The organism is Arthrobacter sp. JDC6 (assembly GCF_056484025.1).
Genome location: NZ_CM151278.1, coordinates 3,986,041 through 4,005,415 on the forward strand (window position 1 = coordinate 3,986,041; position 19,375 = coordinate 4,005,415).

A 19,375-nucleotide genomic window follows, 5' to 3' on the forward strand; every position below is an offset into this window, starting at 1 on the left:
GCCGGGCCGCCGTACGGCTGCAGGCTCCTAGGCGAAGGACTCCAGCCCGACGCCTGCGTCCTGAAGTCCCGCCCTGATCCGGGCCGCCATTTCTACGGCGTCAGGGGTCCCACCGTGAATGCACAGGGAGTCGGGCCGTACCGCAATTACGGATCCGTCCACGGCAACCACTTCGCCTTGCGTGGCCAGGCGGACGGCCCGTTCGACCACCGCATCGACGTCGTACAGGACGGCATCGTCCTCGGAGAGCGGCACCAGGCTGCCGTCGGCGAGGTAGGCACGGTCGGCGAAAGCCTCAACGAACACCGGGTGCCCGGCTTCCTTGGCCTGCTTCAGCAGCTCCGAGCCCGGGAAGCCCAGGAACGGAAGGCCTGGATCGTAGGCGTTGACCGCAGCCACTACGGCGGAGGCCTGCTCGGCGTCATGGATCGTGGTGTCGTACAGCGCTCCATGCGCCTTCACATAGTCCACGGAGGCGCCCACGGCATGCGCAACCCCGTCGAGCGCGCCCAGCTGGTACAGCACGTCCCCGAAGAGCTCGTCGAAGCTCATGCCAAGCATGCGGCGCCCGTAGCCGGCCAGGTCCCGGTAGCCCAGGTGCGCGCCGACGGTGACATCAAGTTCGTACGCGGCCCTGCAGCTGTCGAGCATGGTGACGGGATCCCCCGCGTGGAGGCCACAGGCTACGTTGGCGCTGGTTGCCAGCTGGAGCATCGCCGGATCGCCTCCCGCGGTCCAGGAGCCGAATGATTGGCCTACGTCAGCGTTGAGATCCAATGATGTTGCCTTCCAGCGTCAGGTTGTCCGGCCCGGCAGCGGAAGTCAGCTCCCCGGGAATGGTGTCCGGCATCGGCCCGAACGCCTCCCGGGCATTCTTGGCCACCGCACGGCCCATCACGAGGTTACCGGCTCCGCCGACAACGGCCCCTATGCCGAACGGGAGGGCCCGCCCGAACAAGGCAGTCCCTTGGCGCTTGAGCAGGTTCTTGAGGAAGGCATGCTGGATCCTCTTCCGGACGCTGCCGAAACCCGGCACCACCATGGATTTGGACAGCGCGTTGCCCCAGGTGTTGGTGGCGCCGCCGGATGCCTGGCCGCTGAGCGTTCCCAGCAGGGCGGTGCCCTCCTCGCCGAGCATGATGGCCATGACCATGGTGCCGGCCTTTTCCGGGTTGGTCAGCCGGATGCCGTGCAGTTCAGCCAGCGAGGTTGCGTACAGGGCTGTGGCTTCCAGGAAGCCAACGGTGGCGGCTGCGGAAAGTCCCAGCGACGCCACGGTTCCAACGCCGGGGACGACGGCGGTGGCACCCACCAGGGCTCCCCCTCCGGCAACAGCCCGCAGGTAGTCGCGCTCTGCGATGTCCGCCAGCTGCGCGGCCGTCGCCCGCGGATGCCTCTTCTGGAGCCTGCGGATGTAGCCAACCACCAGGGGCCGCTGGATCTGCACTGCTTTCAGGAGCATGTTGTGGACGCCGGGCTTGGGCTTGCCCTCGGCGTCAAACATTGCGTTGTGGGCGGTTTCCTGTGCGATGCGTACTGCGGGGTTGCTGCGCCGGGCCATGGTCACCTTCATTCAAATCGACCTGCAGCGGGTAGGCTGCCGTGCCTTTCCATCCTATGTGGATAGACACTAAGCATGCTTAACTTCCGGGCCGTGGCTTCGTCCGGCGGGCTGCGGCGGCAGGATGCGGTACCTGCACCTCACCGCCGCCGCTGCAACCCGCCGTCGGACGTTACTTCCCGGCCTGCTGGACCTCGCGCCCCGCCGCCCCGGCGTCCTGGCCGCCGCTGCGCGCGGCAGTGGCCCGGTCTGCCTGAAGCTCGGCACGGAAGACCTCGAAGCGGGCCAGGTGGGCGGGACGGCGCCGCAGAATGGCCCAAGCCACGCCCAGGATGACGAACCAGATAGGGGTTACCAGCAGTGCAACGAGAGTGTCGGGCTGGGTGGTAAGGGCCCAAAGGACGAAGGCGAAGAATGCGTACACCACCCACACGGCGGGAATGCCACCGGGCATCTTGAACTTCGACGCCGCATGCAGGTGCGGCCGGCGGCGCCGGAAGGAGATGTAGCTGGCGAGGATGATCGACCAGACGAAGACGAAGCAGACCGCAGACACGGTGGTCACCATTTCAAAGGCCATGCCAACATCCTGGCCGGCATACATGAGTACGACGCCGGACAGCAGCAGGACGCAGGACAGGAACAGCGCGTTGCTGGGCACCTTCCTCGTGGAGAGCCGGCTGAAGATACCGGGGGCGTCGCCTTCCTGGGCCAGGCCGAAGACCATGCGGGACGTGGAGTAGATGCCGGAGTTCGCGGAGGACATCGCCGAAGTCAGGACCACCAGGTTGACCACCGTGGCCGCGGCGCCGAGGCCGGCCAGGGAGAACATCCCGATAAAGGGGCTGTGGCCGGCGGCGAACTGGGTCCACGGGGTGACCGCCATCAGGATGACCAGCGCACCGACATAGAAGAGCAGCACGCGGACGGGGATGGCGTTGATGGCCTTGGGCAGCGTGCGCTCGGGGTTCTTGGCCTCGGCGGCGGTGGTTCCCACCAGTTCGATGCCTACGAAGGCGAAGACTGCGATCTGGAATCCGGCCACGAAGCCCATGAACTCATTGGGGAAGAACCCGCCATGGCTCCACAGGTTGGTGAAGCTTGCGGTGCCCGCGTCGCTCTGGAAACCGGTGAAGATCATGAAGAGTCCCACGATGATCAGGGCTGCGATGGCGACGATCTTGATGAGGGCGAACCAGAACTCGGTCTCGCCGAACGCCTTGACGGTGGCGAGGTTCAGCAGGAGCAGGATGCCCACCGTGGCCAGGCCCGGGACCCAAAGTGGCAGCGCCGGCCAAAGTTCCTTTGAGTACCCTGCGATGGCGATGACGTCGGCGATTCCGGTGATCACCCAGCAGAACCAGTACGTCCAGCCGGTGAAGAATCCGGCCCACGGCCCCAGGAGATCGGCGGCGAAATCACTGAAGGACTTGTAGTTCAGGTTGCTGAGCAGCAGTTCACCCATGGCCCGCATGACGAAGAAAAGCATAAAGCCGATGATCATGTATACGAAGATCACGGATGGGCCGGCCGCGGAGATGGTCTTGCCGGAACCCATGAACAGGCCCGTGCCGATCGCGCCGCCGATGGCGATGAGCTGGATATGCCGGTTGGTGAGCTGCCGCTCCAGGTGGGGAGGCTCGCTGCGGGCTGCCGTGGCAGCGCCTTGGCTGCGGGCTGGTTCGCCGTTGGACGTGGGGGGATGAATCGCCATGAGGAACTCCATCGATAAAGCGGCTTTTGGGTGCCGCAAAAGATTTGGTTCCTCCCCGCTCTGTAGTGGACCTGAGAGTTTCCGCAGCAAAAGCCGCTTGCACCGCCGGTGAGCCAGGGTCATGCCCGGCTGCTTTCCAGAGTTGCCTGTCCGCGGCGGTACGTGGGCCTGAGAGTTTCCTGGGGAGGGTTTGCTCCTACGGCGCCTGCTGGATGTACCCGGCAGGGCTCTCCCGCCGCAGGTCGAAGGCGTATTCAGTTGGAAGCCGCAGGCTTTTTGGGCCACGGCCGGTCATGCAATGGGACAGGCGCCGACTGGTGGGCTGCTCCGGATACGCTGAGCCAGCCACCGGCGGCGCCAATCCCGGGGTTCAGTGTGGTGTCCGTCACGATCGAATGTCAAACCCCTCCCGACACAAGCGGGGAAGAACGGCGTCACGTGCCCCTCGAGCCCCGCACGGAAGCCGCCCGATTTGCCACGGACGGGTCTATCCCGGTACCTTGTGAGCCGAATCACCCACATTTGAATAAGCCTTTCGAGCTGTGACGGGAGAGTCCTCCCGGCGAAACACCGGTCAGGCGCCGTAGGAGCAAATCCTCCCCAGGAATCTCTCAGGCCCCCGTACCGTCACGGCGAGGCGACTCTGGAAAGCAATCAGGCTTCTGCCTGGTTCACCGACGGTGCAAGCGGTCCCCTGCCAACAGCAGGCAACGCGGAATCTCTCAGGTCCAATACAGAGCGGGGAGGAACCCATCCCACGCCGTGCCACCTTCGGCCGGCCAGATCTGGAGTTCCTCATGACGATTCATTCGCATCCAACATCGTTTGTTGACCGCCATATCGGCGCGCGCCGCCAGGCCGACATCGACACCATGCTCAAGGCCATCGGCTACGACAGCCTGGATGGCCTGGTTGACGTGGCCGTCCCCGCGCCCATCCGCCAGGAAACTGCGCTCAAGCTGACCGACGCCCTCAGCGAGGTTGAAGTCCTCACGGAACTGCGGAAGCTTGCCGCCAAGAACAAGACGGCAGTCCAGATGATCGGCCAGGGCTACTACGACACCGTGACTCCGCCGGTGATCCGCCGCAACATCCTGGAATCCCCGGCCTGGTACACCGCCTACACGCCCTACCAGCCGGAGATTTCCCAGGGCCGGCTTGAGGCGCTGCTGAACTTCCAGACCATGGTGCAGGACCTGACGGCGCTCCCGGTAGCCAACGCTTCCTTGCTGGACGAGGCAACGGCGGTGGCCGAGGCCGTGCTGCTGATGCGCCGCGCCAACAGGTCCAAGGCAGCGAAGGACGGCAAGACGGTGCTCGACGCCGACTGCCTCCCCCAGACCATCGCCATCGTGCTGGGCCGGGCGGAGGCGCTCGGCTTCGAGGTGGAGGTCGCCGACCTGTCCAAGGGCCTGCCCGACGGCGACATCAACGGCGTCGTGCTGCAGCAGCCCGGGGTCTCCGGCCGCGTGTGGGACCAATCCGCCGTGATCGCCGCTGCCAAGGACGGGGGCGCGCTGGTCACCGTGGCTGCGGACCTGCTGGCCCTGACACTGATCACACCTCCGGGCGAGCAGGGCGCGGACATTGCCGTCGGCTCCACCCAGCGTTTTGGCGTGCCGCTGTTCTTTGGGGGGCCGCACGCCGCCTACATGGCCGTCCAAAAGGGAATGGAACGTACCCTCCCGGGCAGGATCGTGGGCGTCTCCAAGGACAACGCCGGCACGCCTGCCTACCGGTTGGCCCTGCAGACCCGCGAGCAGCACATCCGCCGCGAGAAGGCCACGTCCAACATCTGCACCGCCCAGGCGCTGCTGGCCATCGTGTCCTCCTTCTACGCCGTTTACCACGGCCCCGACGGCCTGAAGGCGATCGCAGAGACCGTCCACCACAAGGCCAGGGTCCTGGCAACAGCACTCACGTCACTGGGCCGCGAACTGGTCACGGACTCCTTCTTCGACACCCTCACCGTCCGCGTTCCGGGCAAGGCCGCCAAGGTGATCACCGCCGCTGAAGCCCGCGGCATCAACCTGCGCTTCATCGATCCGGACACGGTGGGCGTCTCCGTTGATGAGACGACGACGGCGGCAACACTTTCCGCCGTCGCCGTCGCCTTTGGCGCCGGTCCGGTGGGTGACGCCCAGGGATTCGAACTGCCCGACACTATTTTGCGTTCCTCGGCCTACCTGCAGCACCCGGTCTTCAACACGCACCGGTCTGAAACCCAGCTGCTGCGTTACATCCGCAAGCTCTCGGACCGCGACCTGGCGCTGGACCGCACCATGATCCCGCTGGGTTCATGCACCATGAAGCTGAACGCCACGGCCGAGATGGAAGCCATTTCCTGGCCGGAGTTCGCCTCGATCCACCCGTTCGCCCCGGACTCCCAGACCGAAGGCTGGCACGAACTCATCGCCGGCCTGGAAGCGGACCTCGCCGAGATCACCGGGTATGACCAGGTGTCCATCCAGCCCAACGCGGGCTCGCAGGGCGAACTCGCCGGGCTGCTCGCGATCCGCGGCTACCACCATTCCCGGGGCGAGCAGCAGCGCAACGTCTGCCTGATCCCGGCCTCGGCGCACGGCACCAACGCCGCCTCCGCCGTGCTCGCGGGCATGAAGGTGGTGGTGGTTGCCACGGCTGCCGACGGCACCATCGACCACGACGACCTGACGGCCAAGATCGAGGCCAACAAGGACGTCCTCTCGGCCATCATGATCACGTACCCGTCCACGCACGGCGTGTACGACTCCGATGTCCGCGAGGTGTGCGACGCGATCCACGCCGCGGGCGGCCAGGTGTACGTTGACGGCGCCAACCTCAACGCACTGGTAGGGCTGGCCCAGCCGGGCCAGTTCGGCGGGGACGTGTCCCACCTGAACCTGCACAAGACCTTCTGCATCCCGCACGGCGGCGGGGGACCCGGCGTCGGGCCCGTTGCCGCCAAGGCGCACCTGGCACCGTTCATGCCGGGCGACGCGAACAAGGCGACGCACGAAGCCGGGCACGGTGTGGCGATCTCGGCGTCCCGGTTCGGTTCGGCCGGCGTGCTGCCGATTTCGTGGGCGTACGTGAAGCTGATGGGCGGTGAGGGCCTGACCGAGGCCACCAAGTCCGCGCTGCTGGCGGCCAACTACGTCGCGTCCCGCCTGAACGAATACTTCCCGGTCCTCTACACCGGTGAAGGCGGGCTGGTGGCGCACGAGTGCATCCTGGACCTGCGCGAACTCACGGCGAAGACGGGAGTCACGGCCGAGGACGTGGCCAAGCGGCTGATCGACTTCGGTTTCCACGCACCCACCCTTTCGTTCCCTGTCGCGGGCACGCTGATGGTGGAGCCCACCGAGTCCGAGGACCTGGCCGAGATCGACCGCTTCATCGAGGCCATGATCACCATTCATGGCGAGATCCAGCAGGTGGCCAGCGGCGACATCACCCTGGAGGCATCCCCGGTGCGCAACGCACCCCACACGGCGGCCGCCGTCGTCAGCTCTGGCTGGGACCGCGCCTACCCGCGGGAGCAGGCGGCCTTCCCCGTTGCCTCTCTCCGCCAGGACAAGTATTTCCCGCCCGTCGGCCGGATCGACGGCGCCGCCGGCGACCGGAACCTGGTCTGCTCCTGCCCGCCCCTCGAAGCGTTCGAGGACAGCACAGCCGAATTTGAGAACTGAGGACTTCCAATGACTGAGAACTACACCGCTCTTTTCGAGCAGCACAAGAAGGCCGGGGCCTCGTTCACGGACTTCGGCGGGTGGCAGATGCCGCTCAAGTACGAGTCTGAACTCGCGGAACACCATGCCGTGCGCAGGGCGGCCGGCCTGTTCGACCTCTCCCACATGGGCGAGGTCTGGGTGACCGGCCCCGACGCCGCCGCCTTCCTGGACTACGCCCTTGCCGGCAAACTGTCCGCGGTGGCCGTGGGCAAGGCAAAGTACTCGCTGATCTGCAACGCCGATGGCGGCATCATCGACGACCTCATCACCTACCGCCGGCCATCCCCCGAAGAGGGCGTGGACAGGTACCTGGTGGTGCCCAACGCGGGCAACGCCGCAGTGGTGGCCAAGGAACTGCTGGAACGCGCCGCCGCCTTCGACGTCACTGTGGAGGACGCCTCCGCCAACACCTCGCTGATCGCCGTCCAGGGACCGAATTCCGAAGCGATCCTCCTGACGCTGGTCCCGGCCGAACAGCACGCACTGCTCACCGGGCTCAAGTACTACGCCGCCGTCGAGGTGGGCATCGCCGTCAACGGTACGGTCCAGGACCTGCTCGTGGCCCGGACCGGCTACACCGGCGAGGACGGCTTCGAGATCTACGTTCCCAACCTGGACGCCCCCGCACTGTGGGAGGCCCTGCTCCAGGCCGGCGAAGGCTCCGGCCTGGTTCCAGCCGGACTGGCCGCACGCGACTCGCTCCGCCTCGAAGCCGGGATGCCGCTCTACGGCAACGAACTCTCCCGCCACGTCAACGCCTACGCGGCCGGCCTGGGCCCCGTGGTGTCGCTGGCGAAGGAGAGCGGCTTCGTAGGCAAGGACGCCCTGGCCGCCATCAAGGCCGCAGGAGTCGGTTCAAGCATCGGGCAGAAGCTGGTGGGCCTCAAGGGTGCCGGACGCCGCGCTGCCCGCGCCCATTACCCCGTCCTCAAGGACGGCACCCTGGTGGGCGAAGTAACCTCCGGCCAGCCCTCCCCCACCCTCGGATACCCCATCGCCATGGCCTACGTCGACGTCGAATTTGCTGAAGTCGGGACCGTCCTGGACATCGACCTCCGCGGCAAGCCCGAGCGCTTCGAAGTCGTCCCCCTCCCCTTTTACAAGCGCCAGAAGTAAATCGATTTCGCCCAACCACCACAGGTTTTGAAGAGAAGGAAAGTAGACAATGAGCAAAGTTGTTTCTGAACTGAAGTACTCCGCCGAGCACGAGTGGGTTGCTGTTGACGGATCCGGCCCCGCGGGGATCGGGATTTCCGCCGTTGCTGCCGACGCCCTGGGCGACATCGTGTACGTGGACCTCCCCGAGGTCGGCTCCACCGTGACGGCCGGCGAGACCTGCGGCGAGGTGGAATCCACCAAATCCGTCTCCGACCTCTACGCCCCCGTGACCGGTGAGGTCACCGAGATCAACGACGGCGTGGTCACGGACCCCGCCCTGATCAACAGCGATCCCTACGGTGCGGGCTGGCTCTTCAAGGTGGCCGTTACCGAGGAAGGCCCGCTCATGTCGGCAGAGGAATACGCAGCAGCAAACGGCGGCGAGCTGTGAGCGCCCCGGCAGAAGTGGGCGCCTTCGAGCAGGTGGCCTCCCCAAGCCTGAACGCCGACCTGTCCGTCCTGGACCCTGAGGTTGCCGCGAAGATTGACGACGAGCTTGGCCGCCAGCGCGACGGCCTGGAGATGATCGCGTCCGAGAACCACACGGCCGCTGCGGTCATGCAGGCCCAGGGCTCGGTCCTGACCAACAAGTACGCCGAAGGCTACCCCGGCAAGCGCTACTACGGCGGCTGCGAGCACGTGGACGTCATCGAGCAACTCGCCATCAACCGGGTCAAGGACCTCTTCGGCGCCGGGTTCGCCAACGTCCAACCACACTCCGGTGCACAGGCCAACGCCTCCGTCATGCACGCCCTGATCAAGCCCGGCGACACCATCATGGGCCTCAACCTGGCGCACGGCGGCCACCTGACCCACGGCATGCGGATCAACTTCTCCGGCAGGCTCTACAACGTGGTCCCGTACCAGGTCCGCGAGGACACCCACACCATCGACATGGCAGAGGTGGAACGGCTGGCCCAGGAGCACAAGCCTCAGCTGATCGTGGCCGGCTGGTCCGCTTACGCCCGCCAGCTGGACTTCGCAGAATTCCGCCGGATCGCCGACTCCGTGGGGGCCCACCTGATGGTGGATATGGCGCACTTCGCCGGACTGGTGGCGGCCGGGCTGCACCCGTCGCCGGTGCCGCACGCCCACGTCACCACGTCCACCACGCACAAGACCCTGGCCGGTCCGCGCGGCGGCATCATCCTGACCAACGACGCCGACATCGCCAAGAAGATCAACTCGGCTGTGTTTCCCGGTCAGCAGGGTGGCCCGCTGGAACACGTGATCGCCGGCAAGGCCGTGGCGTTCAAGATCGCAGCGTCCGAAGAGTTCCGCGAGCGGCAGGAGCGAGTCCTTGCCGGTGCCCGCCTCCTGGCGGAACGCCTGGTCCAGCCGGACGTCACCGCCAAGGGCATCAGCGTGATCTCGGGCGGCACCGACGTGCACCTGGTCCTGGTCGACCTGCGCAACTGCGACCTCGACGGGCAGCAGGCCGAAGACCGGCTCGCCGCCATTGACATCACCGTCAACCGCAACGCCGTTCCCTTCGACCCCCGCCCGCCGATGGTCACCTCAGGCCTGCGCATCGGCACGCCCGCACTGGCCACCCGCGGGTTCGGCGAGGACGCCTTCCGCGAGGTTGCGGACATCATCGCCCAAGCTTTGATCGCCGACGCCGACGCCGACCTCTCCGGTCTGCGTCACCGCGTCGAGGTCCTGGCTTCGGCGCACCCGCTCTACCCGGGCGTGGCACCTCTGTCCTGACCGTTTCTGGTCGCCTTTGGCCCGGTGGGAGCGGCATCCTCCGCGTGCTCGGTCGCGAAGACGCCCGCTGAGCGGACGTATCGCTCCCTTAGACGCACGCTTCCGGATACCGCTCCCACAGGGGCCGGGGGCAAGGCACCTTGGGCACGGACGCGAGTTCGCTGCCGCATACGGGTGGGAGCGGAGCGTGTTGTTTTTCTTCCGCCCATCCCGGGTCGCGGAGGCCGTCTCCTGCTTACCCTGTCGCTTTGGTGACGGACCCTTGGGTGGCTGGGGGATTCCGGAAGCGTGCGTCAGAGGCGAGGAACGAGCCAGCACGCGGAGGAATTCCGCTGGCGCCCACCCAAGCCCGGCCACACCAACCGAACCACAGTTTCAGTAAGGATTTAGTTATGGCAGTCGGAGTCTTTGACCTGTTTTCGATCGGGATTGGGCCTTCGTCTTCGCATACTGTGGGGCCGATGCGGGCTGCTGCGGTGTTCGCTGAGGAGCTTAAGGGCGTGGGTGTCCTGGGTGATGTGGCGGGGTTGCGGGTTGATTTGTATGGGTCGTTGGCGGCGACGGGTCATGGGCATGGGACGATGACCGCCGTTTTGTTGGGGTTGGAGGGGTTCCATCCGGAGTTGATCCTGCCCGCCGAGGTGGAGGAGCGGTTGGCCTCGATCGCGGAGACCGGGGTGCTGAGCCTGGCCGGTGCGGTGGCCTTGCCGTACGGGGTGAAGGATATGGTGCTGCGGCCGTTGACGGTGTTGCCGCGGCACACGAACGGGATGACGTTCACGGTCACTGATGCGGCCGGTGGGGTGCTGCATGCGGCGACGTTTTTCTCGGTGGGTGGCGGGTTCATCGTCCGGGAGGGCGAGGAGGACGCGGCGCAGCAGGAACTGGACGCGTCCAAACAGGAACTGCCGCTGCCGTTCCGGACCGCGGCGGAGCTGCTGGGGCACTGCGCGGTGACCGGGCTGGGCATCGCCGACGTGATGCTCGTGAACGAAAAAGTCTCCCGGGACGAGGAGCAGATCCGGGCGGGGCTGCTGCAGATCTGGTCGGTGATGGAGGGCTGCGTGGCCGCCTCGTTGAGGCGGGAAGGGGTGCTGCCGGGCGGGTTGAAGGTCCGCCGCCGCGCCCCTAACTGGTACGACCGGTTGAAGAAGGAATCCGCGGGCGGCCCGGTCGAGGAGACGGATGCGGCGTGGGACGCGGGCCCGTTCGATGCCAGGTATTGGCAGGAGTGGGTTAATTTGGTGGCGTTGGCGGTGAACGAGGAGAACGCCTCCGGCGGGCGGGTGGTCACCGCCCCGACGAACGGGGCGGCCGGGATCATCCCCGCGGTGCTGTTCTACGCCCTGCATTTCGCCCCGGGCATGGACAAGGCCACCCAGGAGGACCGGGACGCTGTGGTGGTGCGGTTCCTGCTGGCCGCGGGCGCGGTGGGGGTGCTGTACAAGGAACAGGCCTCGATCTCCGGGGCCGAGGTCGGCTGCCAGGGCGAGGTGGGGTCGGCGTCCTCGATGGCGGCCGCGGGCCTGGCCGAGGTCATGGGCGGGACCCCGGCGCAGGTGGAGAACGCCGCGGAAATCGCGATGGAACACAACCTGGGCCTGACCTGTGACCCGATCGGCGGGCTGGTCCAGGTCCCCTGCATCGAACGGAACGCGATCGCGGCCGCGAAAGCGATCAACGCCGCGAAAATGGCGCTCTGGGGCGACGGCACCCACCGCGTGTCCCTGGACGAAGTCATCATCACCATGCGCGAAACCGGCAAGGACATGTCCTCCAAATACAAAGAAACCGCCATGGGCGGCCTCGCCGTCAACGTCGTCGAATGCTGACCGGCAACAACCTGCCGCGAATCCCCAAGCAAGCAAAGGAAACAACCATGACATTGGCACCTGAAGGCCGGAAGATGCTGCGGATTGAGCAGCGCAACGCTGCGGTCCCGGTGGAACGCAAACCGGAGTGGATCAAGGCCAAGGTCCAGATGGGCCCGGAATTCGTCCAACTCAAGAACCTGGTGAAAAAGGAAGGCCTGCACACCGTCTGCGAAGAGGCCGGCTGCCCCAACATCTTCGAGTGCTGGGAAGACAAGGAAGCCACTTTCCTGATCGGCGGCTCCGAATGCACCCGCCGCTGCGACTTCTGCCAGATCGACACCGGCAAACCCTCACCCCTGGACCGGTTCGAACCCACCAAGGTGGCCCGCTCCGTCCAATCCATGCAGCTGCGCTACGCCACTGTCACCGGCGTGGCCCGTGACGACCTGGAAGACGAAGGCGTCTGGCTCTACGCGGAAACCGTCCGCAAAATCCACGAACTGAACCCTGGCACCGGCGTGGAACTGCTCATCCCGGACTTCTCCGGCAAACCCGAGCACATCAAGGCCATCTGCGACTCCGCCCCCGAGGTCTTCGCGCACAACGTCGAAACCGTGCCCCGGATCTTCAAGCGGATCCGCCCCGCGTTCCGCTACGACCGCTCCCTGGACGTCATCACCCAGGGCCGGAACCTGGGCATGGTCACCAAGTCCAACCTCATCCTGGGCATGGGCGAAACCCGCGAAGAAATCAGCGAAGCACTCCGCGACCTCCACGCCGCCGGCTGCGACCTGATCACCATCACCCAATACCTGCGCCCCAGCGAGCGGCACCTGCCCGTGGACCGCTGGGTCAAACCCCAGGAATTCGTGGACCTCCAGCACGAAGCCCAGGAAATCGGCTTCCTCGGCGTCATGTCCGGCCCCCTGGTCCGCTCCTCTTACCGCGCCGGCCGGCTCTGGGCCACCGCCATGCGCAAAAAAGGCCGCGACATCCCCGCCGAACTCGCCCACATCGCCGACGGCATCCAGGACTCCGGCACCACCCGCCAGGAAGCCGCCACCCTCCTGGCAGGCTAAGGAGCCCCTGCACGCACCCGTGAACCTAGCTTCTGCCGCGCACCACGGGAATGCTCGCCGTCGGTGGTCCGCTCGGGAAGACTGTGGGCTCCGGCTCCGGGATGCGCTCCAGGTGCACCTGCACGGGCTGGCCCGTGACCATCAACCGCTGGCCGCGGACGTCCACCTCCAGGGGTTCGCCCTCCTGGACCGTGAGCGTAATGGCGTCGGCAGAAAGCCGGACCAGCAGCAGGCGGCCGCGGATCTTCAGGTGGAAGGCAAGCCCTTCCCACTGTCCAGGCAGGCGCGGATCGAAAAACGGGACCGGGCCCTGGTCGCGCAGTCCGGCGAAACCGCACACCAGGGAACTCCATACGCCGCCTGTGGACGCGATATGCACGCCGTCGATGGTGTTGCCGTGGGTGTCGTCGAGGTCGATGAACACGGCGTTGGTGAAGTGGTCCAGGGCCTCCTTGAAGTAGCCCACCTCGGCGGCCATGATGCCCTGGACGCAGGCGGACAGGGTGGAGTCGCCCGTAGTGATGGGATCGTAGAAGTCAAAGGCGCGCTGCTTTTCCTCCGCCGTGAAATCCTGCCACTGCAGGAACATGGCAAGCACCGTGTCGGCCTGCTTGAGGACCTGGTGGCGGTAAATCACCAGCGGGTGGAAGTGCAGGAGCAGCGGATACTTGGACCGCGGCGTGGTCCAGTCCCAGGCCTCCAGGGTCATGAAGTCATTGTCCTGGGAGTGCACCTGCATCCGCTCGTCGAACGGAAGCTGCATCCGGCTGGCCGCGGCCTCCCACATCTGGCGCTCTTCGTTGGTGATTTCGGCATGCTCAAGCGCGGCGGCGGCACGCAGGTTGAAGCGGGCCATCACGTTTGTGTACAGGTTGTCGTTCACCACGGCCGTGTACTCATCAGGGCCGGTGACGCCGTGGATGTGGAAGAGGCCGTCCTTGCCGAAGAAGCCCAGGGAGATCCACATCCGGGCGGTCTCGATCAGCAGCTCGGCACCCATTCCTTCCCGGAAGGCGGCGTCGCCGGTGGCCCAGAGGTACCTGTTGGTGGCAAAGGCGATGGCGGCCGCGATGTGGAACTGCGCGGTGCCGGCGGCGTAATAGGCGCTGGCCTCGAGCCCGTTGATAGTGCGCCACGGGAAGAGGGCGCCGTCAACGCTCAGCTCCTTGGCGCGGATCTTGGCTTCGGGCAGCATGCCGTGGCGGAACTCCAAAACCTGCCGGGCGCCGTCGGGATTGGTGTAGGTGAGGTACGGCAACAGGTACACTTCCTGGTCCCAGAAGTAGTGCCCCTCGTAACCCGAGCCCGTCACGCCCTTGGCAGGGATGCCGGCAACATCGGCGCGCGCGGTGGCCTGCGCCAGCTGGAACAGGTTCCACCGGATAGCCTGCTGCAGGCCGGGCCCGCCGCCCTCAACCACAATGTCCGATGTGGCCCAGTAGCCGCGGAAATGGGCTTCGCTCTCGGCAAAGATGTCATTCACCGGGCGCAGCGCCTCTTCGGCCACTGCAGCTGCGTCGACGTCAGGGTCCTGCACCGTGCGGCCGGCGGCGTAGCTGACGCTCTTTTCCAGCCGGAACGGCTCGGCGGCATCCACTGCCAGGACGTACCGGACGCTGCTGTCGTCCTGGTCCACCAGAGTCTCGAACGGCTGGTGCCCGGGGGACGTCCAGTGGTCAACCGCGATCCCCACGCGCTGCTTTGATTCGGAGGCCTCCCAGGACAGGCGCAGGGAGCCATCGCCGCCGTCGAGCCGCACGGGCAAAAGCACGCGCCCGGCGTGGCGGCCGGCGCGGCGCGGATCATGCACGGAGTGGTCTTCCACCGGCTGGTCCTGCCGGTTGATGACGGAGGAGGTGACGTCCAGGGAGACCTGGCGGTCCGTGGCAACGTCAAGCGAAATACCAAGGCTGCCGCGGGAGGCGAAGCCAACGGCCCGCCGTTCCGTGGTGGTCACCACGGCGCCGGACCGGCATTGCCAGGTGATGCGGCATTCGTAGATGCCGGTGCAGAAGTCCATGCTGCGCCGGTAGTCGACGACCTCGGATTCGGCCAGGCTCAGGCTTTCCCCGTCCACCACCACCGTGAAGTTGTTGGCGTCCGGGATGTAGAGGATGCGCTGCCCCGTCCGGGCGAACCCAAACGCATTCTCGGCGTGCTTGATGTCCCAGATTTCGTGCAGCCCGTTGATGAAGCTGCCCGGGAGTTCGGCGTCGGCCGCAGCCCAATGGGCACCCCGGATGCCCAGGTGCCCGTTGCCCAGGGCAAACAGGGTCTCAAGCGTTCCCGCGTTTTCGGATTCATGGCGCGTTTCAACGAGCTGCCAGGGGGTGTCGGGGAACCGTTCGCGGTCCGCGGTGATCAGTGCCATGGTCGGGGTCCTTTTGGCGATGCCGTGCGGGCGGGCGGGCCGGCACGGAATATTCGGGGGAATGCGGTATTCGAATTGGTGCTGCCGGGGAAGCAGCAGGGGTTGCCCGGGGGAAGGCAACGGGGTTTCTGGCGGCGGGTTTAGGGAAGAAGTTCCTGGAGGTCGTTGACCACCAGGGTGGCTCCGGCATCGAGCAGCGTCTGCCGCCCTGCGCCCCGGTCCACGCCAATGACCGAGTGGAACGATCCCGCGTGTCCGGCCTGCACGCCGGACACGGCGTCTTCCACCACCACGCACCCGGAGCTGGACAGGTCCAGCAGCTTGGCTGCGTATTCGTAGGTGGCCGGGCTTGGCTTTCCGGGGAGGCCACGCTCTGCGGCCACCACCCCGTCCACTACGACGGCGAAATGGTGGCTGAGTCCGGCGGCCTTCAGGACGGCGGGGGCATTGCGGGAGGAGGAGACGACGGCGACCTTGAGTCCGCGCTCAAGCGCAGCCTGGAGGAAGCGCACCGAGCCTTCGAACGGTTCGACGCCGGCGCTCACGATGTCGTTGAAGATCGCGTTCTTCCGGTTGCCCAGGCCCTGGACCGTGTCGTTGGAAGGGTCGTCATCCAGCGGGCCTTCCGGCAGCGTGAGTCCCCGGGACGCCAGGAAGTCGCGCACTCCGTCAAAGCGGGGCTTGCCGTCGATATGGTCGAAGTAGTCGCTTTCGCTGTAACCGGAGACCCCCGGCTGCGAGGCCAGGTATCCGTCGAACAGTTCCTGCCAGGCACGCTCATGCACAGTGGCCGTGGGCGTCAGCACCCCGTCCAGGTCAAACAGGATTGCTGCCGCGCCGGTCCAGGCGGCGGTATCAGCTGCAGTTTGTTGTGTCATCAGCAGTGCGGTGTCCTCTCGGGTTGCGGACTACCGGCCCTGCCGGGACAGCCTGAAGGAAGGTGCTGCCGGCGCATTTGCGCACAGCATCGCTTCCTTGCCCGCCCACTGCAGGACCGATCATGGCCGTAGACGAGTGTAAGCGCTTGCAAATTTGACTTGCAAATGTTTTTTTAGCCGTTCACACAACTGCCCACGGCCATGCAGCAGCATAGGGGTCAGCGCAGCACGTAATGGCGCAGGAAGGCGCTGACGTCCACCATTTCCGCCTTGGACATGGCGTGCCCCATCCCCGGGTAGGTGCGGGCAGTCAACAGCGTGTTCTTTTCGAGCCATTCGGCGGTGTAGGCAACGGCGTCTTCGTTAATCACCAGGTCCGCCTTGTCCCGGCCCCAGAAGAACGGCGGCTTGGCCTCGAACGAATCCATCACGGAGAGGAGCTCGTTGTTGAGTACGAAGCCGGACAGCCCCACGACGGCCTTATAGTCTTCGGGATGCAGCCGCAGGAGGGTGCTGGCCATGGCCATGCCCTGGGAGTACCCCATGAGGCTGACGCTGCTGTGCCGGTCCTTGACGGAACTGATCCAGGCGTGCACCGCGTTGGCGGCCGAGATGACGTCCGCAAAGTCGTTGGCCAGGAAGTAGTCGAGCAGGAACCAGCCCCAGTGGTCGCCGATGGGCATGGGGGCCCGCAGCGCCGCGAAGGTGAACTCCTGCGGCAGGTACTCGAACAGGCGCACCATCCGCGACTCGTCCGTCCCGTATCCATGCATCATCACCAGTAAGGGAGTGCCGGCGCGTTGCCCTTCCGGCCTGGACCACACAACTGTTTCCACCGGACAAGCCTAGCCATGGAACCGCGCCGTCCCGGGCGGGTCGTTGAATCCGGAATCACAGGGAGGTAGCGTGACGCTTGACAGACAGCAGGCTTAGCTTTCGAAGTGTACGCACCACCTTTCCGTCAGGCCCTACCAGCGCCGCGCAGGACGCGGCCCTAAGGAGCAAGTCATGAGAATCGGCTCGTCAATCTTCCTCATCGCCCTCGGCGCCATCCTTGCCTGGGCCGTTGCTCCAGGGCTGATTCCATTCGTGGACCAGCAGCTAGTGGGCTACATCCTGATGGCCGTGGGCGTGATCGGACTGATCGCTTCGCTCATCCTCGCTTCCCCCGGCCGCAGCCGCCGCGTGAGCGAGTCCCGCTCCGTCATTGACCCCAATACCGGCGAGCGCATCACGCGGCACGAAAGCCGCGACGGCGGCGTCTAAGCAAGGCGCAATTCGGGGCAGGTGCCCGGAGAGGCGTCGATGAAAACCCGGAAAGCCGGGCTGGACAGAACCTGTCCAGCCCGGCTTTTGCCATTCCCGGCAACGTCCCCCAAAGAAACGCAAATATTGTTTCATGTTGGTTTCCATTGACAAACCAACAGAAGCAAAGATAAAGTCAAGTAACCCAACATCGATGTGATGCCAGTCACGTCGATGTCGGGAACCCGCAAGGCAACAGAAACAGCAGGACCTACGCAACGGAGGGTACGTGTTCGCCGAGGAGCGCCAGCAAAAGATTGCCGAGCTTGTCGCCGGCAGTGGCCGGGTCAGTGTGACCCTGCTGGCTGAGCGCTTCAGTATCACCACCGAAACAGTCCGCCGGGACCTTGCAGCCCTGGAAAATGCCGGCACTGTCCGCCGTGTCCACGGCGGCGCGGTAGCGGCAGACCGCTTCAGCACCACCGAGGAAAGCGTTACTGACCGGGCCATCCAGCGGCCGGACCAAAAAATCCGGATTGCCGAAGCCGCCCTGGCCCTGATCCCCCGGAACTCGTCCGCCAGCGTCCTCATGGACGGCGGCACCACCACCGAGGTGCTGGCAGACATGCTGGCGCGGCGCACCGCCGTCGAACCTTCCGACGGGAACGGACCCCACCACGAACTGGTGGTCATCACCCACGCCGTCCCCATCGCCAGCAAGCTCTCCAACGTTCCCGGCGTTGCCCTGCAGATCCTGGGCGGCCGGGTCCGCGGAATCACCCAGGTGGCCGTGGGGCAGGCAACCGTGAACGCCGCCGCCCGCATCCGCCCCGACATAGCGTTCATCGGCACCAATGGCATCCACGCCACTTTTGGTGTCAGCACTCCCGATCCTGAAGAAGCAGCCGTCAAGGCAGCCTTCGTCCAGTCGGCACGCCGCATTGTGGTGCTGGCCGACTCCTCCAAGCTGGACACGGAAACCCTGGTCCAGTTCGCCTCCCTGAAAGATCTGGACACCTTGATCACAGACAGTGAACCCGGACCTGAGCTCGCAGCCGCCCTGGAAGATGCCGGCGTAGACGTGGTGGTCGCATGATTATCACCTTCACGGCCAACCCCAGCCTTGACCGGACCGTCGCCCTCCCGGGCCCGCTGGAAAGGGGTGAGGTGCAGCGCGCCGTCTCCGTCCGCCAGGAGTCCGGCGGTAAGGGCGTCAACGTCTCCCGTGCACTGGTGGCTTCCGGCCTGGAGTCGCTTGCCGTCCTCCCCGGGGCGGACAGCGATCCCGTCCTCGCCGGCCTGCGTGAAAGCGCAGTTCCCTTCGTCTCGCTCCCCATCGATGAGCCGCTGCGCACCAACGTGGCGCTCACCGAGCCCGGCGGCGTGACCACCAAGATCAACGAACCCGGCCCCGTCCTGGCCGCCGACCAGCAGGAAGCCCTCGTCAAGCTGCTGCTGGAAAGCTCCCGCGGTGCCAGCTGGGTGGTCCTGGCCGGCTCGCTGCCGCCTGGATTCCCGGACAACTTCTACGCCACGGTGGCCCGGCGGATCCGGGAGGCGGGCAACGGCACTGCGCCGCTGATCGCCGTCGACTCCTCCGGGGCGCCCCTGGCCGCCGCGTTGACTGGCAACGGCGCCTCTGACGCCGGAACCAGCGGCGGACCAGGCACCGGCGGCGGAACAACCACAGGTTCCGGGAAACCGGACCTCCTCAAGCCCAATGCCGAGGAACTGGCGGAGCTGGCCGCAGCCGCCGGCTTCGCCCCGGCCTCCGGTGACGAACTGGAAGCGGACCCGGCTGCTGCCGCGGCCGCCGCAGCCGCCGTCGTACGTTCCGGTGTGGGTGCTGTGCTGGCAACTCTCGGTTCCAAGGGAGCTGTCCTTGTAACGGCCGACGGCGCGTGGCTGGCCACGCACCCGCCGGTCGCCGCGGTCAGCACGGTAGGCGCGGGCGATTCCGCTCTTGCCGGCTACCTGCTTGCCCACGGCCGGGGCGCCGCCCCTGCCGACTGCCTTCGCCAGGCGGTGGCCCATGGTGCCGCCGCTGCCTCCCTGCCGGGTTCCACTGTTCCGGCAGTAAACCAAACCACCCCGGATGCCGTAACCATCACGGCCCTTCGAAAGGATTGACA

The 19,375-nt window shown here is 66.2% G+C and carries 15 protein-coding genes and 3 riboswitches; of the genes, 9 read left to right on the forward strand and 6 right to left on the reverse strand.

Annotated features, from left to right (window positions below; all coding sequences use genetic code 11):
• Positions 1 to 27 precede the first annotated feature (27 nt).
• The 3 genes from ACV095_RS18460 to cycA all read right to left on the reverse strand — a co-directional run bounded on the left by ACV095_RS18460 (position 28) and on the right by cycA (position 3,275).
• Positions 28 to 777 (reverse strand): LamB/YcsF family protein, encoded by a 750-nt coding sequence (locus ACV095_RS18460; protein WP_144601437.1) that lies wholly within the window; start codon positions 775 to 777, stop codon positions 28 to 30.
• Positions 761 to 1,561, reverse strand: a complete 801-nt coding sequence (locus ACV095_RS18465; protein WP_026266216.1) for a hypothetical protein — start codon at positions 1,559 to 1,561, stop codon at positions 761 to 763. Before ACV095_RS18465 ends, ACV095_RS18460 begins: the two co-directional genes overlap by 17 nt.
• Before the next feature lie 172 nt (positions 1,562 to 1,733).
• Positions 1,734 to 3,275, reverse strand: coding sequence for a D-serine/D-alanine/glycine transporter (gene cycA, locus ACV095_RS18470; RefSeq protein WP_478222451.1), 1,542 nt, complete (start codon positions 3,273 to 3,275; stop codon positions 1,734 to 1,736).
• Between the two features lie 50 nt (positions 3,276 to 3,325).
• A riboswitch (glycine riboswitch) is annotated at positions 3,326 to 3,421 on the reverse strand.
• Positions 3,422 to 3,520: riboswitch (glycine riboswitch) on the reverse strand.
• A gap of 291 nt (positions 3,521 to 3,811) precedes the next feature.
• Positions 3,812 to 3,912: riboswitch (glycine riboswitch) on the forward strand.
• A gap of 160 nt (positions 3,913 to 4,072) precedes the next feature.
• Here cycA and gcvP point away from each other — a divergent pair.
• The 6 genes from gcvP (at position 4,073) to lipA (ending at position 12,749) form a co-directional block, all read left to right on the forward strand.
• Complete coding sequence (gcvP, locus tag ACV095_RS18475; RefSeq protein ID WP_478222452.1) at positions 4,073 to 6,946, forward strand: aminomethyl-transferring glycine dehydrogenase; 2,874 nt, start codon at positions 4,073 to 4,075, stop codon at positions 6,944 to 6,946.
• Between the two features lie 9 nt (positions 6,947 to 6,955).
• Positions 6,956 to 8,104 (forward strand): glycine cleavage system aminomethyltransferase GcvT, encoded by a 1,149-nt coding sequence (gcvT, locus tag ACV095_RS18480; protein WP_224084231.1) that lies wholly within the window; start codon positions 6,956 to 6,958, stop codon positions 8,102 to 8,104.
• 49 nt (positions 8,105 to 8,153) lie between these two features.
• Complete coding sequence (gcvH, locus tag ACV095_RS18485) at positions 8,154 to 8,537, forward strand: glycine cleavage system protein GcvH (protein WP_018772259.1); 384 nt, start codon at positions 8,154 to 8,156, stop codon at positions 8,535 to 8,537.
• Positions 8,534 to 9,856, forward strand: coding sequence for a serine hydroxymethyltransferase (gene glyA / locus ACV095_RS18490; protein WP_478222453.1), 1,323 nt, complete (start codon positions 8,534 to 8,536; stop codon positions 9,854 to 9,856). Before gcvH ends, glyA begins: the two co-directional genes overlap by 4 nt.
• Before the next feature lie 392 nt (positions 9,857 to 10,248).
• On the forward strand, positions 10,249 to 11,688 hold the full coding sequence (locus ACV095_RS18495; RefSeq protein WP_478222454.1) for an L-serine ammonia-lyase: 1,440 nt from the start codon (positions 10,249 to 10,251) through the stop codon (positions 11,686 to 11,688).
• 47 nt (positions 11,689 to 11,735) lie between these two features.
• Complete coding sequence (gene lipA, locus ACV095_RS18500; protein WP_144601432.1) at positions 11,736 to 12,749, forward strand: lipoyl synthase; 1,014 nt, start codon at positions 11,736 to 11,738, stop codon at positions 12,747 to 12,749.
• A gap of 25 nt (positions 12,750 to 12,774) precedes the next feature.
• On the opposite strand, the gene ACV095_RS18505 is transcribed toward lipA, so the two are convergent.
• The 3 genes from ACV095_RS18505 to ACV095_RS18515 all read right to left on the reverse strand — a co-directional run bounded on the left by ACV095_RS18505 (position 12,775) and on the right by ACV095_RS18515 (position 16,834).
• The gene (locus tag ACV095_RS18505; RefSeq protein WP_478222455.1) at positions 12,775 to 15,120 is read right to left on the reverse strand and encodes a glycoside hydrolase family 65 protein; all 2,346 of its coding nucleotides are present in this window, start codon (positions 15,118 to 15,120) and stop codon (positions 12,775 to 12,777) included.
• Positions 15,121 to 15,260: 140 nt separating this feature from the next.
• Positions 15,261 to 15,998, reverse strand: coding sequence for an HAD family hydrolase (locus tag ACV095_RS18510; RefSeq protein WP_223993567.1), 738 nt, complete (start codon positions 15,996 to 15,998; stop codon positions 15,261 to 15,263).
• A gap of 218 nt (positions 15,999 to 16,216) precedes the next feature.
• A complete protein-coding gene (locus tag ACV095_RS18515; protein ID WP_056391027.1) occupies positions 16,217 to 16,834 on the reverse strand; it encodes an alpha/beta hydrolase in 618 nt (205 codons plus the stop codon).
• A gap of 172 nt (positions 16,835 to 17,006) precedes the next feature.
• Here ACV095_RS18515 and ACV095_RS18520 point away from each other — a divergent pair, with 172 nt between their 5' ends.
• The 3 genes from ACV095_RS18520 (at position 17,007) to ACV095_RS18530 (ending at position 19,373) form a co-directional block, all read left to right on the forward strand.
• Positions 17,007 to 17,264, forward strand: coding sequence for a DUF6458 family protein (locus tag ACV095_RS18520; RefSeq protein ID WP_018769660.1), 258 nt, complete (start codon positions 17,007 to 17,009; stop codon positions 17,262 to 17,264).
• Between the two features lie 268 nt (positions 17,265 to 17,532).
• Positions 17,533 to 18,339, forward strand: coding sequence for a DeoR/GlpR family DNA-binding transcription regulator (locus ACV095_RS18525; RefSeq protein ID WP_056391029.1), 807 nt, complete (start codon positions 17,533 to 17,535; stop codon positions 18,337 to 18,339).
• Complete coding sequence (locus tag ACV095_RS18530) at positions 18,336 to 19,373, forward strand: 1-phosphofructokinase family hexose kinase (protein ID WP_224084228.1); 1,038 nt, start codon at positions 18,336 to 18,338, stop codon at positions 19,371 to 19,373. The genes ACV095_RS18525 and ACV095_RS18530 overlap by 4 nt, the downstream gene beginning before the upstream one ends.
• The last annotated feature ends 2 nt before the right edge of the window (positions 19,374 to 19,375 follow it).

Bases quoted from the DNA above. Each gene is read 5' to 3' on its own strand.
- lipA (WP_144601432.1), top strand. From the start codon at position 11,736: ATGACATTGGCACCTGAAGGCCGGAAGATGCTGCGGATTGAGCAGCGC.
- ACV095_RS18520 (WP_018769660.1), top strand. From the start codon at position 17,007: ATGAGAATCGGCTCGTCAATCTTCCTCATCGCCCTCGGCGCCATCCTT.
- ACV095_RS18505 (WP_478222455.1), bottom strand. From the start codon at position 15,120: ATGGCACTGATCACCGCGGACCGCGAACGGTTCCCCGACACCCCCTGG.
- gcvT (WP_224084231.1), top strand. From the start codon at position 6,956: ATGACTGAGAACTACACCGCTCTTTTCGAGCAGCACAAGAAGGCCGGG.
- gcvP (WP_478222452.1), top strand. From the start codon at position 4,073: ATGACGATTCATTCGCATCCAACATCGTTTGTTGACCGCCATATCGGC.
- ACV095_RS18495 (WP_478222454.1), top strand. From the start codon at position 10,249: ATGGCAGTCGGAGTCTTTGACCTGTTTTCGATCGGGATTGGGCCTTCG.
- ACV095_RS18510 (WP_223993567.1), bottom strand. From the start codon at position 15,998: ATGACACAACAAACTGCAGCTGATACCGCCGCCTGGACCGGCGCGGCA.
- ACV095_RS18530 (WP_224084228.1), top strand. From the start codon at position 18,336: ATGATTATCACCTTCACGGCCAACCCCAGCCTTGACCGGACCGTCGCC.
- ACV095_RS18465 (WP_026266216.1), bottom strand. From the start codon at position 1,561: ATGGCCCGGCGCAGCAACCCCGCAGTACGCATCGCACAGGAAACCGCC.
- gcvH (WP_018772259.1), top strand. From the start codon at position 8,154: ATGAGCAAAGTTGTTTCTGAACTGAAGTACTCCGCCGAGCACGAGTGG.
- cycA (WP_478222451.1), bottom strand. From the start codon at position 3,275: ATGGCGATTCATCCCCCCACGTCCAACGGCGAACCAGCCCGCAGCCAA.